Annotated in this window: 11 protein-coding genes; 1 reads left to right on the forward strand and 10 read right to left on the reverse strand. The window is 64.5% G+C overall.

All coding sequences use genetic code 11. The features are described from left to right. Window positions 1-3: 3 nt before the first annotated feature. The 9 genes from IVB27_RS25695 to IVB27_RS25735 all read right to left on the reverse strand — a co-directional run bounded on the left by IVB27_RS25695 (window position 4) and on the right by IVB27_RS25735 (window position 13,068). Entirely contained in the window at window positions 4-2,691 is a 2,688-nt protein-coding gene (locus IVB27_RS25695; protein ID WP_247445941.1) for a PAS domain S-box protein, read from the reverse strand. A 124-nt stretch (window positions 2,692-2,815) separates the two neighbouring features. Next, window positions 2,816-3,730, reverse strand: coding sequence for a DMT family transporter (locus tag IVB27_RS25700; RefSeq protein WP_247445942.1), 915 nt, complete (start codon window positions 3,728-3,730; stop codon window positions 2,816-2,818). A gap of 80 nt (window positions 3,731-3,810) precedes the next feature. Next, entirely contained in the window at window positions 3,811-4,611 is an 801-nt protein-coding gene (locus tag IVB27_RS25705) for an NUDIX hydrolase (RefSeq protein WP_247445943.1), read from the reverse strand. 5 nt (window positions 4,612-4,616) lie between these two features. Beyond that, entirely contained in the window at window positions 4,617-5,570 is a 954-nt protein-coding gene (locus IVB27_RS25710; protein ID WP_247445944.1) for a dihydrodipicolinate synthase family protein, read from the reverse strand. 65 nt (window positions 5,571-5,635) lie between these two features. After that, entirely contained in the window at window positions 5,636-6,514 is an 879-nt protein-coding gene (locus tag IVB27_RS25715; RefSeq protein WP_247445945.1) for an SDR family oxidoreductase, read from the reverse strand. 165 nt (window positions 6,515-6,679) lie between these two features. Then, window positions 6,680-7,540, reverse strand: a complete 861-nt coding sequence (locus IVB27_RS25720) for a MaoC family dehydratase (protein ID WP_247341264.1) — start codon at window positions 7,538-7,540, stop codon at window positions 6,680-6,682. A 149-nt stretch (window positions 7,541-7,689) separates the two neighbouring features. Then, entirely contained in the window at window positions 7,690-8,079 is a 390-nt protein-coding gene (locus IVB27_RS25725) for a Zn-ribbon domain-containing OB-fold protein (protein ID WP_247445946.1), read from the reverse strand. Next, on the reverse strand, window positions 8,079-9,236 hold the full coding sequence (locus IVB27_RS25730) for a thiolase family protein (protein WP_247341259.1): 1,158 nt from the start codon (window positions 9,234-9,236) through the stop codon (window positions 8,079-8,081). The genes IVB27_RS25725 and IVB27_RS25730 overlap by 1 nt, the downstream gene beginning before the upstream one ends. Window positions 9,237-9,576: 340 nt before the next feature. Beyond that, complete coding sequence (locus IVB27_RS25735) at window positions 9,577-13,068, reverse strand: indolepyruvate ferredoxin oxidoreductase family protein (RefSeq protein ID WP_247445947.1); 3,492 nt, start codon at window positions 13,066-13,068, stop codon at window positions 9,577-9,579. Between the two features lie 281 nt (window positions 13,069-13,349). Between IVB27_RS25735 and IVB27_RS25740 the strand changes: the two genes are divergently transcribed. Further along, window positions 13,350-14,576 (forward strand): c-type cytochrome, encoded by a 1,227-nt coding sequence (locus IVB27_RS25740; protein WP_247445948.1) that lies wholly within the window; start codon window positions 13,350-13,352, stop codon window positions 14,574-14,576. Here the strand turns inward: IVB27_RS25740 and IVB27_RS25745 are convergent, their stop codons facing one another. Then, window positions 14,577-15,227, reverse strand: a complete 651-nt coding sequence (locus tag IVB27_RS25745; RefSeq protein ID WP_247341253.1) for a trimeric intracellular cation channel family protein — start codon at window positions 15,225-15,227, stop codon at window positions 14,577-14,579. Between the last annotated feature and the right edge of the window lie 28 nt (window positions 15,228-15,255).

Consider the following 15,255-nt stretch of genomic DNA (forward strand, 5'->3'; position numbering starts at 1 on the left):
CAGCTATTCCGCGGCCTGCTCGAGCGGCGCCACGCGCGGCAGGATGATCTGGATGCGTGTGCCGCTGCCCGGCTCGGAATCGAGATCCAGCCGTCCGCCGAGCCGGTTCGTGACAATGCTGTAGACGATGTGCAGCCCGAGTCCGGTGCCGCCCTGGTCGCGCCGCGTCGTGAAGAACGGATCAAATGCACGTCGGCGGACGTCGAGCGACATGCCGCAACCATTGTCGGAGAAGGTGATCTCGACATTGTCCTTGCCGGACTCGCGCACCTGGATGTCGATGGTCCCCGGCCGTCCGTCCGGGAAAGCGTGCGCCACCGCGTTGAGAAACAGATTGGTCAGCACCTGGCCGTACGGTCCGGGATAGCTGTTCATGGTCAGATCAGGCTGGCATTCGACATTGAGCGTCAAATTGTGCTTGCGCAGGCCGGGCCGCAGACTCATCACTACCTGCTCGGTGAGGTCACCGAGATCGAAGCTGCGCTGATCCGAATAGTTGCGGTCGGCGGCGACCTGCTTGAACGACTGGATCAGCTCGGCGGCGCGATTGAGATTGGAGACGAGCTGCGAGGACGCGTCGCGGCTGGTGTGAAGGAAGTCGTTGAGCGTAGAGCGGCGCAGCTCGCCGCGCTCGACCTCGGCGGTGAACATCGCGGTCTTGCGCTCCAGCGCGGAGGCAACCGTGAGGCTGATGCCGACGGGATTGTTGACCTCGTGGGCGACGCCGGCGACGAGGCGCCCGAGCGCCGCCAGCTTTTCCGCCTCTATCAGCGAGGCCTGGGTCTCGCGCAGATTGCGCAGCGCGGTCTCGGCGGATTCCTTGGCCTTGCGCATCTCCTGCTCGCCGCGCTTGCGCTCGCCGATGTCGAGCGCCACGGTGACGATCCGCTCGATCTCGCCCTCGATATCGAGCAGCGGCAGCTTGTTGACCAGCCATTGCCGCATGTGGCCGGAAGAATCCTTGTACTCCTCTTCGTAGAAGCCGAGACCTTTTCGAAGCGTGAGCACGCGCTTGTCGTTCTCGTCGGTCTTGGCTGCACCGTAGCGCGACATCAGATCCGCCGTGGTGCGGCCGAGCGCATCGCCGGGCTCGATGCCGAAGATGCCGGCCATGTAGCGGTTCATCAGCACGTAGCGCAGGTCGCGGTCCTTGACGTTGATCACTGCCGGCACGGTGTCGATGACCTGCTGGAGCAGGCGCCGTCCTTCGGCGATGGCGTCTTCCGCCCGCTTCTGGTCGGTGATGTCGCGCAGCGTGCCTTCGTAGCGGACGATGTTGCCCGCCTCGTCGGGGACGCCGGTGGCGCTGTCGGACAGCCACAGGATGTTGCCGCTGCGCTGGCGTACCTGGTATTCGAACTCGCGCACGATGCCGTCGCGGGCCATCAGCCGCTGATATTCGACGCGCGCCTCGGGATTGACGTAGATGGTGTGGGCGATGTCGTCGATGCTGTCGATGAGCTGCTTGGGGCTGTCATAGCCCATCATCCGCGCCAGCGCCGGATTGGCGTTGAGGAGATCACCGGCCGGTGTCGTCACGTAAATGCCGTCGACCGAGCCCTCGAACAGTTTTCGGTAGCTCTCTTCGGCGAGGCGCTGCTCGGTCAGCGCGCGCACCGCTGCCTCGCGCGCCGTGTCGGCCTCCTCCAGCGCGCGGCGGAACACTTCGGCCGCGCGGGCGATGTCGCCGATCTCGTTGTCGACGTCGGCGGACGGGATCGAGGTATTCTTCTCGCCTGCTGCGAGCGCGCGGATCGACCGTGCGATCTGGGCGAGCGGACGGACCGTCCGCCGCACCACGAAGCCGGCCGCGAGAATGCCGATCAGCACGCCGATGGTGCCGAGCACGATACTCTGCCAGCGCGCCTCCGTCAGCGTCCGGGCGAAGTCGCGCGACAGCACGTGGCCGCGCCGGGCACTGACCTCGCGCAGCAATTCGGTGACGCGCCCGATCAGCCGGCCCTCGGTTCCCAGCACCTCGCGATCGATATCGGCGATCTGCCGTTCACGGACGGCGACCGCGATGATGGCGCCGGCATAATTATTGACGGACGATTTCAGCCTGGCATCGCCGATGTCCATCGCCCGCATGCTCTGCGCCGCCTGCTCGGCCGCGGACGGATTGCGCGCGAGCAGTCCGAGCGCGATCCGGCTCTGCGCCTCCGACAGGCGGGAGGCCAGCTCGCGGTCGGCGGTGCCCGCGACCGCCACATCGAATTGGTCGCGCAGCGGCGGCAGGCCGGCGAGCAGCTGGGCGCGGCGATCAATCAGCGTCGAGATCCGCTCCAGGCCGCTGCGATAGGTCGCAAGCCGCTCGGTGACCCCGTCGATCATGTCCTGCTGCTCGGGCGCAAGCTCGATGCGGGTCTTCTTCAGGATGTCGCTGAGCGTCGAGGCCGCCTCGCCCACCTGCTTGAACTGGGTGCCGGCGCCGGGGTCGGTGACGAAATCGCGCGCGGCGAGCCGCAACTCGTTCATGCGGCGGTCGATGTCCTCGGCGAGGTCGCCGACGCTCTGGAGCCGCTGCAATTCGGCAAAGGTCGTGTCGATGTGCCGGATCGCGATCACGCTCGCGGCCGAGGTGACGATGATCACCGCCAGCACCAGAAGAAAGCTGCCGAAGGTGAGCTGGCCGATGGAGAGCGAGAATGTTCGCTTTTTCTCAGGGGTCGGCGTCAATTCGGCGGACATTCGTGATTTGAGGACCGGGGCTGCTGGAGGCGCAATATACGACGTATTGCGGCCCCGGGGGAACACGCGTCAGCCGCCGAATATCCTTAATATTGCAGCCCCGCCGTCTTTCTTGGCCCCGGCTTTATGACGTTTTGACGCTGGCCGGCCGCCGAGCCGGGATGGTCATGGCGGCAACGCCGAGGACGACGCAGGCAAGGCCGATCCAGGCGGTCCGGCTCAGGCTCTCGCCGAGGAAGGCGACGCTGATGGCAACCCCGATGGGCACGCGGAGATAGGCCTGCGCGGTGGTGCCGACCGAGCCCAGGGTCTGGATCAGGCGGAAATAGATCATGAAGGCCGCGGCGGTCGAGAAGGTCGCAAGCGCGAGCAGCGCCAGCACCGAGCTCTGGGAGGGAGACAGCGTCCAGGGCTGTTCGATGATCAGCGAGGCCGGGATCAGTGCAGCCGCCCCCGCCAGCAGCGAGCCGGCCGCCGGCGCCATGGGATCGAGGCCCTTGAAGCTGCGGCCGAAGATCGCGGCGCAGGCATAACAGATGGTGGCGGCGACGATCGCGGCCTCCGCGACGAGACCGCTGCCGATATCATGGAACGCATCGACGCCGACGATCAACAGGATGCCGGCCATGCCGGAGACCACACCGACCAGCTTTCGCGGTGTCGTCGCCTCGTGACGGGTCACAATGGCTGTGAGCAGGAAGGTGAAGATCGGGGCGGCCGAGTTGAGGATGGTCGCGAGCGACGCGTCGAGATGGCGCTCGCCCCAGGCGATCAGCGTCCAGGGAATGACGCTGTTGAGCACGGCCTGGAAGGCAAAGCGCTGCCAGGTCGCGCCGTCTGTCGGCATCCTGATGCCCCTCGCCCACATGATCGCGAGCAGCAGCAGGCCCGCAATCGTGGTGCGCGCTGCGATCAGCGTGATCGGCGGAATGGTGGCAACGCCGAGCTTGATGAAGGTGTAGGAGCCGCCCCAGAGCGTTGCGAGCGCGACCAGCAGCGCCAGCTCGACGGCGACATTGTTGTCCTGCCGGTTGTCCATGTCGCGCGCTCCGTTCCGTTGTCAGGGACGGAAACTAGCGCGTCTGCCCTCGCCAATACTTCGTTGTGTATCGAAGTGTCCTAGCCGACCGCCCCAACCTCGAACACCTCGCCGTCATAGCCGGCCTCGCGGGAGATGCGGAGCTGGCGGCCGGTTTCGGTCCTGGTCATGACAGGCATCACCGTCACGACGGACATGCCGCGGGCGTGCTCCAGCGCCGCGCTTACGCTCGACTGCTTGGCGAGCCGGATCAAATTACGTGTGGTCGGGAACGGCAGCTTGAAGCGGCCGCTCTCGCCGCCCTCAACTGCCTCGCGCGGGGAGACCCAGATCGAGTCGGTCGATTCCCGGCCGTCATGCGCGCCGAGCTGGTCGGGCGGGGCTGCGGCGAGGAAGAACCAGGTGTCGAAACGTTTTGGCATGCCCTCGGGCGTGATCCAGTGCGCGTAAGGCAAGAGCGTATCGAGCGCGAGCTGGAGACCGTTGTCGGCCAGAATGCTTAGGAAGCTGACCTTGTGCTCGTTGAGCGCGACGCGATGCGCATCGGCGATCTCGCCGGCGCGCTTGGCGTCAACAGGCGTGCCCGAATCCTTCGACCGTGCCAGCAAAATGCCGCTCTCCTCAAAGGTCTCGCGGATCGCGGCGATACGAAATCCGCGGTCCGATTCACTCAGGCCCTCGCCGCCCGAATACAGGTCGGAGCGCTTGACGATCTCCTGATCGCCGGCATCGACGCTGCCGCCGGGAAACACCAGCGCGCCCGAATTGAACTCGATCTGATGATGGCGGACCATCATGAAGACTTCGATTTCCTTCGCTGCGGCGCCGTCGCGCAGCAGGAGGATCGTCGACGCGGGACGTGATGCTGAGGCCTCGGCCATTCAACTTAACCTGCGGCGCTGGATTGCGGCCCAAGATTGGCGCGCTTGTCGATTCGAGCGACGCGCGACAGCAGGTACTCGACCTCTGCCTTTGCCGCCGGCGTGATGGTCGCGGCGGGCTTGCGCTGGGCGCTGGAGGCGATGATGCCGCGCCTCTGCAGCACGTATTTGCGCACGGCAAGGCCTGCACCCGGCTGCTGCTCGTAGCGGATCAGCGGCAGATGCGCGTCAAACAGATCATGCGCGGCGTCGCGCTTGCCGGCCTTCGAGAGGTTCACGATGTCGATCAGAAGCTCGGGGAAGGCGTAGCCGGTCATGGCGCCGTCGGCGCCGCGCTCCATCTCGAAATCAAGGAACGTGCCGCCATTGCCGCAGAGGATCGAGAGCGGTCGCAGCGAGCCGTCCTTCTGGAAGCTGCGCAGCGTCGATATCTTTTCCAGGCCCGGCCAGTCCTCGTGCTTGAGCATCACGCAGTTTGGATTGTCCGTGACGATCTTGCGGATCACGGCGGGGGTGAACACCACAGTCAAGGTCAGCGGATAGTCCTGGAGTACCCAGGGCACGTCGGGACCGATCGCCTCGGCCGCCTGCTTGTAATAGCCGACGATCTGGTCGTCGGTGCGGAGCGACGGCGGCGGCGCGATCATCACACCGGCCGCACCGGCGTCCATCGATGCTTTGGCAAGTGAGCGCATGGTGGCAAAGCCCGGCGCGGAGACGCCGACGATCACCTGCATCTTCTTGGCACGCTTGACGAAGCGCACCGCCACCTGTTCGGCCTCGGCGGCATCGAGCTTCGGCGCCTCACCAAGGATGCCCAGCACTGTGACGCCGTCGCAGCCGACCTCCTCGTAAAAATCGGTCAAGCGGTCGATCGAGCGCTCGTCGATCCGGCCGTCGTCGTGGAACGGCGTCGGCGCGATTGCGAAGGTGCCCTTGGCGTCGGCAGTGAGTTTCATCAGTCCCTGTATCCTTTGTTCGTGATCCCCGGGCTCGCGCGTTGCGGGGTCCGGGAGACCATGGCCTAAAACCGTCGCGCGCCCATCTTGATCTGCTCCTCGGAGAAGAAGATCTCCTTGGCATGCTCAGCGATGTCCCGTGCGTTCCAGCCCGTGTGCGGTGGTTTCCAGCCGTCCATCTCCATCATCCGCATTTCGCGCACGCCGCGGGGCCCGGATACGCCCAGCACCTTGCCGGTCTGATCGCCCGACAAATCGCTGACCATGTATAGCACGGCCGGCGCGATGCCGTCCGGCCCCAGCGCCGCACCGGGGTTCTCCTTATAGCGGGGCAGGTCTGCGGTCATGCGGGTCAGCGCGCCCGGCGCGAGCGTCCAGATCCGGATGTTGTATTTCCGGCCCTCGATCGCCAGCACGTTGGACAGGCCCCAAATGCCGCCCTTGGCCGCGCCGTAATTGGTCTGGCCGAAATTGCCGATCAGGCCCGAGGTCGAGGAGGTGTTGACGATGACGCCGCCGCCGTTTTCCCGCATCCAGCGAAACACCGGCATCGTGCAACAAAAGGTCCCCTTCAGATGCACTTTGATGACCTTGTCCCAGTCGGACTCGCTGGCCTTGGAGAAGGTCTGATCGCGTAAAATGCCCGCATTGTTGACCAGGATGTCGGCGCGGCCAAAATGCTTGATGGCGTCGTCGAATAGCGACTGGCCCCCCTCCATGCTGGAGATGTCGGCGCCGTTGGCGACCGCCTTGCCGCCATCGGCCCTGATCGCGTCGACCACTGTCTGCGCCATCGACTTGTCGGCGCCGGAGCCGTCACGGGGGCCACCGAGATCGTTGACGACGACGGACGCCCCTTCCCGCGCAAACAGCTTTGCGTAGGCCTCACCGAGCCCCCCGCCCGCGCCGGTGATCAGCGCGACCTTGCCGTCAAGTAGTCCCATGGTGGCGTCTCCCTGTTGTTTTTTTGTGTCCCGGACGCGATGCAGCGTGCAACGCTGCGTCGCAGAGCCGGGACCCAGCTCTTTCTTTGCTTGGGCTCGCTAGACCCCGGCTCTGCAGCGCACCGCTGAAGAAGCGCTGCGCTGCGTCCGGGGCACGAGACCGCCCTAACCCAGCACCGTCTTGCCGTTCTTGATCACGGTGACGCCGCGCGACTTCACCTTGGCTTCGAACGAGATCGTGTTGCCGTCCTTCCAGAGGTCCATTGTCACGGTCTCGCCGGGATAGACCGGCGAGGAGAACCGCGCGACGTGCTGGCGGAAGGCGGAGGCGTCGTAATCGGCATAGGTCTGGAGCACGCCGCGGCAGGTGATGCCGTAGGTGCACATGCCGTGCAGGATCGGGCGCGGGAAGCCGGCCTTCTTCGCAAATTCGGGATCGGAGTGCAGCGGGTTGCGGTCGCCGCAGAGGCGATAGACCAGCGCCTGGTCGGGGCGCGTGACGATGTCGATGGTCTTGTCGGGTGAGCGCGACGGGATCTTGTGCGGATCGGGCTGGGTCAGGTTCGGCCCGCCAAAGCCGCCATCGCCGCGGGCGAAGCGCGAGGCGACCAGCGTTGCCAGCTTCTCACCCTTCTCGTTCTTCAGCACGGTCTGATGGCTGATGACGACGCCCTTGTCCTTGCCCTTGTCGTAGACTTCGACGACGGAGGAATCGGCGGTGATGTGCGCGGCGACCGGCAGCGGTTGGTGGAAGGTGATGTCGCGCTCGCCGTCGACCACCATCACGCGATTGAGGTTCATTTCGCCGGGCCCTGCGCCCCACGCCGCAACGGAGGCGAACGTCGGCACCACCTTGAGCGGCCGCGGCGTCAACGTGCCCTCGTTGACGAAGGCAAGCTCGTTCTCGTCCATCGGATCGGCGCCGAGGCCGATGCCGTAGGCGTAGAGCATGACTTCGCGATCGCTGTAGGCGTATTTCTGGCCGATGTTTTTCAGGCCTTTGAGCTCTTCGTATCTGGCGGACATTTTGTGTGTTTCCTTCCGGATGGTTCTCATCCCCATGGTGAGGAGGCGCTCTTGCGCCGTCTCGAACCATGAGGATGCCCGAAACGCTTTCTTTGTCGTGGCCATCCTTCGAGACGCTTGCTTCGCAAGCCCTCAGGATGAGGACCGTCCTACGCCGGCGTAAAGAACGGCAATGGCGCGCCATCGGTCGGCTTGAACACCACCTTCACCTTCTGGCCGATCTTCAGCTTCTCGAGATCGCAATCGACGAAGTTGGTCTGGAGCGAAGGTCCCTCCTTCAGCGTGACGTAACCGATTGCGTAAGGACCGGTCGGCGACTTCCGCATCAAGCTGTAAGTGTAGATCGTGGCTTCGCCCGAACTCTCCTCCCACACCGTCTTGTCCGAATAACAGAACGGGCAGATCGCGCGCGGGAAGTAGTGCGCTTCGCCGCAGGCGGTGCAGCGCTTGATCATGAACCTGCCCTCTTTGGCCGCGTCCCAGAACGCGGCGGTCTCGGGGTTCGTCGCCGGGGCCGGATATTTCTTTGTCTCGCTCATCACACGCGCTCCAGAATAGCAGTCGAGGCAGCGTGGCGCACGCCCAGCAATCCGCCGGTGCCGTGGGCGATCGCGAGATCGCAGTTTTGAACCTGCACCTTCGGATGCGCCTCACCGCGCAACTGCCGGACCGCCTCAAGGATCTTGGTCATGCCGCCGCGGTTGACGGGATGATTGCTGCAGAGGCCGCCGCCGTCGGTGTTGAACGGCAGCTTGCCGACGCCCGAGATCAGATTGCCGTCGGCGACGAACTTGCCGCCCTCGCCTTTCTTGCAGAAGCCAAGGTCTTCGAGTTGCATCAGCACGGTGATGGTGAAGCTGTCGTAGATCGAGGCGTACTTGATGTCCTTCGGCGTGATGCCGGCTTCCTCGAACGCACGCGGGCCGGACCAGATCCCGGCCGAGTAAGTGAGGTCGAGATCCTTGCCGCCGCGCGGGCCCTTCATGGCCTCGCCATGTCCGATTAGTCTGACCAGCGGCTTCTTGAGGCTCTTGGCGATCTCGGGCGTGGTCACGATCAGCGCACCGCCGCCATCTGAGACGACGCAGCAATCCATGCGATGCAGCGGATCTGAGATCATCGGCGAGTTCAGCACGTCTTCGACGGTGACGACGTCCTTGAGCATCGCATGCGGATTGTATTGCGCGTGATGCGAAGCCGCGACCTTGATCCAGGCGAGCTGCTCGCTGGTGGTGCCATAGTCGTGCATGTGGCGCATGGCACACATGCCGTAGGCATTGTGCGTGGTCGCGCCGTAAGCCATCTCGAAATCGGCCTCGGCGCCGGCCGCACGCGGCGGCATCGCCCCGGTGCGCGGTTTCCCTGCCAGCGTGATCAGCGCGATCGAGCACTTGCCCGCGGCGATCGCCTCGGCGGCGTGGCCGAGATGGATGATGTAGGAACAGCCGCCGGTTTCGGTGGAATCGACGTGGCGGAGCTTTTTGGTATTCAAGCCGAGATAATCGACCATCGGCCAGGCGCCGCCGGGCGCGTCGCCCGCGCAGAAATAGCCGTCGACATCGTCCTTGCTGAGCCCGGCATCCTCGATCGCGCCCTTGGCGACCTCGGCATGAAGCTGAGCGGTCGATTTGTCCGGCGCATGCCGGGTCGGGTGTTCAAAAATCCCGGCAATGTAGGCCTTGCCCTTGATGGTCAAAACTTCAGGTCTCCGCTGGCGTTTCTTCTTGCTCCGTTTTTCTGAACCGCGGTGGCCTGATTGGCAAGCGCGGAAATATTCCGTCGGGCGAGAGGGCGGCGGCTTGGCGCAAATGATGCGCCCGTGTCCCGGACGCGTTGCAACGCCTCAACGTTGCCGCGCTCGGGGCACGAGAGCTTCGTTCGGTCAAGGTCGTAAAGGTGTTTTGCCCGACGGCACAAGTGGTTTCGTTTTATCGAAAGCCCGTTTTTATCGAAAACAACCCCATGCACAGTAGAACGGTGGTTGATTTCAAACAGGATTTCGCAGGGTGGGTTAAGCGAACCCACCCTGCAAAGTTCTACTCCGCCGCGATCTGCCTCGGCACGGGCGGCGGGTTGGCAAGATCCGCGGCGAGCTGGGCGTAGCGGGCCTTGGCGTCCGCGACGGCCTTCTCCTTGACCGGGCCGTAGCCGCGGATGCGGTCGGGCAACGAGAGCAGCTCCACCGCGGTGTCGATCGTGAGCGGCGACAACAGGCCGAGCACGGTGGCGACGTCCTTCTCGTAGCCGGTGATCAGGTCGCGTTCGAGCTTGCGGTCGGCGCTGCGGCCGAAGATGTCGAGCGGCGTGCCGCGCAGCACCTTGAATTTCGCCAGCACGCGGAACATCGGAAGCATCCACGGGCCGAACGCGCGCTTCTTCGGGCGGCCGAGCGCATCGACGCCACGGCTAAGGATCGGCGGTGCCAGATTGAAGCTGAACTTGAAGTCGCCCTCGAACTGGTCGCGGAGCTGCTTTTCGAACGCGCCGTCGGTGTAAAGGCGCGCGACTTCGTATTCGTCCTTGTAGGCCAGCAGCTTGGCGTAGTTGACCGCGACGGCGCGAGTCAGCGCCTCGTCATAGCCGCCCTGCCTGGCGGCTTCGCTGACCTGGTCCACCAGCTTGCGGTAGCGCTTGGCCAGCCGGCCGTTCTGATAGGCGGTGAGATGTTTGGCGCGGTGCTCGACGATCTCGTCGAGCGTCATTGCGTCCAGGGTCTTGGGCGCGATGACCTCGTCCGTTCCCTTCAACATACCGGCGAGACGCTGGGGGTCCGCGACCGCGAGACGGCCGAGGCGGAAAGCTTCCTTGTTCATCTTGATCGAGACGCCGTTGACCTCGATCGCCTGCTCGATCGACTCCGCTGACAACGGCAAGAGCCCCTTCTGATAGGCGTAGCCCATCATCATCATGTTGGTGGCGATGCTGTCGCCGAGCAGCTGCTCCGCCGGCTTGGTGAAGTCGAAGAACACGGAGTCCTTGTGCAGCGCCGTTTCCAGCAGCCCATTCAACTTGCGGGTCTGGAAGTTGAAGTCGCGGTTGAGGACGAAGTCGGCGGTGGGAATGACGTGACTGTTGATGATGCCGCGGGTGCGGCTGGTGTCGCAGAGCGAGATGGTGTCCTTCGCGACCGCGACCACCTCATCGGCGGCGAGCACGACATCGGCCGTGCCTGTGACGATGCGCGAGCAAGTCACCTCGGCCGGATGGTCGGACAGGCGCACATGGCTGAGCACCGCCCCGCCCTTCTGCGCCAGACCGGACATGTCGAGGATCATTGAGGCCTTGCCCTCGATATGGGCGGCCATGCCGAGCAGCGCGCCGATGGTCAGCACGCCGGTGCCGCCGACGCCGCCGACCGCAATGTTGTAGGGCTTGTCCAAATTGGGGCGCGACGCCGGCTCAGGCAGATCGCCGATATCGCCGACGCCCGCCGGCGCGCGCTTGCGCATCTTGCCACCATCGACGGTGACGAAGGACGGGCAAAAGCCCTTTACGCAGGAATAATCCTTATTGCAGGTCGACTGGTTGATGGCGCGCTTGCGGCCGAACTCGGTCTCCAGTGGCTCGACCGAAATGCAGTTCGATTGCACCGAGCAGTCGCCGCAGCCTTCGCACACCGCGGGATTGATGAGCACACGGCGCGCCGGATCCTCCAGCGTGCCGCGCTTGCGGCGGCGGCGCTTCTCGGCGGCGCAGGTCTGCACGAACACGATCGCGGAGGCGCCCTTGACCTTGCGCAGCGTTTTCTGGACCGCGTCGAGCTCGTCACGATGCGCGGTCTTGACGCCGGGCGCGATCTCGCTCGCCGGATAGGCGTCGGGATTTTCCGAGACCAGATAGATCTCGCGGATGCCTTCGCTGTGGAGCTGGAAGGTGATCTGCTGGGGCGACAATTCGCCGTCGACATGCTGGCCGCCGGTCATCGCGGTCGCGTCGTTATAGAGGATCTTGTAGGTGATGTTGGCGCCGGAGGCGACCGCCTGGCGGATCGCGAGGCTGCCGGAGTGGAAATACGTGCCGTCGCCGAGATTGGCGAACACGTGCTCTTCCTTGGTAAAGGGGGCAACGCCGACCCACGGCACGCCCTCGCCGCCCATATGGGTGAAGGTCTCGGTGGAGCGATCCATCCACAACGCCATGAAGTGGCAGCCGATGCCGGCAAAGGCGCGACTGCCTTCGGGCACCTTGGTCGAAGTGTTGTGCGGACAGCCGGAGCAGAAATACGGGGTGCGGGCGACAGGCGCGGTCGCCTGCATTTGCGAAGCCTGGCGGCCGTTGAACCAATCGGCCTTGGCACGCAGCATCGTTGCAATTTCGGGATTGAGATCAAGTCGAAGCAGACGCTCGGTCAGCGAACTGGCCAAAGAGGCGACGCTGAGTTCTTCGGCAAAGGGAAGGAAGCGCTTGTCGTGATCGTCCATCTTGCCGATGATGCGGGGACGGACATCGTCGCGCCAGTTGAACAGCTCCTGCTTCACTTGATTCTCGACGATCTCGCGGCGCTCTTCGATGATGAAGATTTCCTCGAGGCCTACAGCGAATTGCCTGACGCCTTCCGGCTCCAGAGGCCAGGGCATGCCGATCTTGTACAATCGAAGTCCGATCTTGGCCGCGACCTCGGGTGTGATGCCGAGCTCACGCAGCGCCTGCCGGATATCCTCGTAGCTCTTGCCGGACGCCATGATGCCATAGCGGGCGTTCGGCGAATCCATGGTGATGCGGTTGACCTTGTTGGCACGCGCAAAGGCGATCGCGGCAAAGCCCTTGTAGTCCTGCAGCCGGCGGTCCTGGGCAAAGCGGTCGTCGGGCCAGCGCAGATTGAGGCCACCCTCGGGCATCTCGAAATCGGTCGGGATCACGAACGGCGTCATCTCGTCCGTGAGGTCGATCTCGGCGGTGGTCTCCACCGTCTCCGTGATCACCTTCATGCCGACCCAGCAGCCCGAGTAGCGCGACATCGCGATACCCAGAAGGCCCATCTCGATCATCTCGTGGACGCTCGAGGGGTAGAGATAGGGCATCAGCGCCGACATGAAGGCGTGGTCGGACTGATGCGGGACGGTGGAGGATTTTGCACCGTGGTCGTCGCCGGCGAGACACAGCACGCCACCGTTCTTGGCGGAGCCGGCGGCATTGCCGTGACGGAACACGTCGCCGCAGCGATCGACGCCGGGGCCCTTGCCGTACCAGATGCCGACCACGCCGTCATATTTGGCGCCGGGCGAGAGGTTGAGCTGCTGCGAGCCCCAGACCGCGGTCGCGGCCAGATCCTCGTTCACGCCGGGCTGGAACTTGATGTTGTACTGCTCGAGATGCTTGCGCGCGGCGAAGAGCTGCTGGTCATAGCCGCCGAGCGGCGAGCCGCGATAGCCGGAGATGAAGCCCGCGGTGTTCAGCCCCGCGGCACGGTCGCGCCGGATCTGGGCCATCGGCAGGCGGACCAGCGCCTGAATGCCGGTTGTGAAAATATGTCCCGTGTCCTGGGTGTATTTCTGATCGAGACTGATCGGACCCTGGTTGATGCCCATTATGTCCTCTTCCGCCCTTTTGAGCGCTTGGCTGCTTAAGCCGTTGCCTGCCCGTTGTTTTTAGCTAGGGCGCGCCGACCATCTTTGCCACTCTATGTCGGATATTTCACGGTCCGCATCACAAATCTGGCCCAGAGACGGCGCCGGGTGATAATCGCAATTTCGTGGCTGCAATGGCATCGGCGATTGTCAATTTGTGTCACGATACCCCCGCCGTCGCGAAACGAATTGACGCCCCCGTCACGCGGGACGACGTCGATGGGTCGCAGGAGAGGCTTTCGATGCGGACGATTCTGGCTGGCTTGGCTCTCGTGGGTCTGGCGTTGTGCAGTGCGGTTACGAGCGCGGCCCTCGCTTCAGAGCCGTCGCCGGAGCTGATCGCCTACGGCAAGGTGCTGGTTGAGGCCGGCGATTGTGCGGGCTGCCACACCGCTGATCCCGCAAAACCGTTCGCGGGCGGAAAGCGCATCGACACGCCCTTTGGCGCAATCTACGCGCCGAACCTGACCCCGGACCGCGACACCGGCATTGGCGCCTGGACGGATGCCGATTTTACCCGCGCTGTGCGCACCGGCGTCGCACCCGACGGCTCGAACTATTATCCGGCGTTCCCCTATCCCTATTTCACGCGAATGACGAAAGACGACACGCTGGCGATCCGGGCCTATCTCGGAACGCTCGCGGCCGTCACGAGCCGGAACAAGCCGCCGGAGCTACGCTGGCCGTTCGGCTATCGCGGCCTGATGCGGATCTGGAACATGGTGTATTTCAAGCCCGGCTTGTTCGAGCCGGACCAGAGCCAGAGCGCAGCGTGGAATCGGGGCGGCTATCTCGTCACCGGGCTCGGCCATTGCGGCGCCTGCCATACGCCGAAGAACTATTTTGGCGCGGACAAGCAGGCGCAAGCACTCTCGGGCAACAAGGTCGGCGGCTGGTACGCACCAAGACTCGATGGCGCTCCCCGCGCCGGGCTGAAGTCGTGGAGCGTCGAGGACATCACCGAATATCTTCAGAGCGGGCGCAACGCCAGGAGCCATGCCGGCGGGCTGATGGCGGAGGTGGTCGTCAACTCGACCTCGAAGATGAGCGATGCCGATGTGCGTGCGATCGCGGTTTACCTGAAGGGCCTGCCGCCGGCACGGCGCGAGACGATCGTGACGCCGCCTGACGATGCCGAGATGAAGGCCGGCCAGGCGGTCTACGCCAAACTCTGCATTGCCTGCCACGAGGCCGACGGCTCCGGCGCGCCGCGCATCTATCCGCCGCTGCCTGGCAACGCGCTGCTGCAATCGGTCAATCCGTCCTCGACCTTGCGCATCATCCTCGACGGCGCCCACACCGTAACAACGCAGCGCGCGCCCAACACCGGCGAGATGCCGGCCTATGGCAAGCAATTGTCCGACGAAGAGATCGCGGCGGTGACGAACTACATCCGCAATTCCTGGGGCAATGCCGCGCCGCTGGTGACGGCGTCGCAGGTCGCCAAGGCGCGGAAGCAGGAGCCGTAGTCAGGGCTTTCGCTCCTCATCTTCCGTGAAGACGAATTTCGGCATCTCCCATTTGTAGCGCACCGCCAGCAGGCGGAAGCTGATGCCGAGGATAAAGGTCAAAATGGTCCAGAGCTCGGTGTTGAGCTTGAGGCCGAAGGCGGTCGCATAGAACAAGCCGGTAACGACCGAGACGCTGGCGTAGAGCTCGGAGCGGAACAGCAGCGGCACGTCATTGCAGAGCACGTCGCGCAACACGCCGCCGGCGCAGCCGGTCACCATGCCGGAGACAATGACGATCGGCAGCGTGGCGTCCATCTGCCAGGCGATATCGCAGCCCGTCATGGTGAAGACGACGAGGCCGATGGCATCGAGCACGATGAAGGCCACCTTCAGCCGGTGCACGAGGCGCGCCATCAGGATGGTGAGGAAAGCGGCGCCGCCGGCCAGCGCGAGGTAGATTGGGTTTTGCACCCAGGCCAGCGGATAGTGACCCAGGAAGAGATCGCGCAAGGTGCCGCCGCCGAGCGCCGTGATGCAGCCGAGGAAGCAGACGCCGAGCCAGTCCATGCTGCGGCGGCCGGCGGCGAGCGCGGCGCTCATGCCTTGCGCTGCGACCGCGACCAGCGACAGCAGGTGCAGCACGCTATCGCTCGGCGGCAAGCTCCACATCGTTCAGTTCCTTCCTATGCCACGGAAC

This window comes from Bradyrhizobium sp. 197, assembly GCF_023073375.1.
In the GTDB taxonomy this organism is placed as follows: Bacteria; Pseudomonadota; Alphaproteobacteria; order Rhizobiales; family Xanthobacteraceae; genus Bradyrhizobium.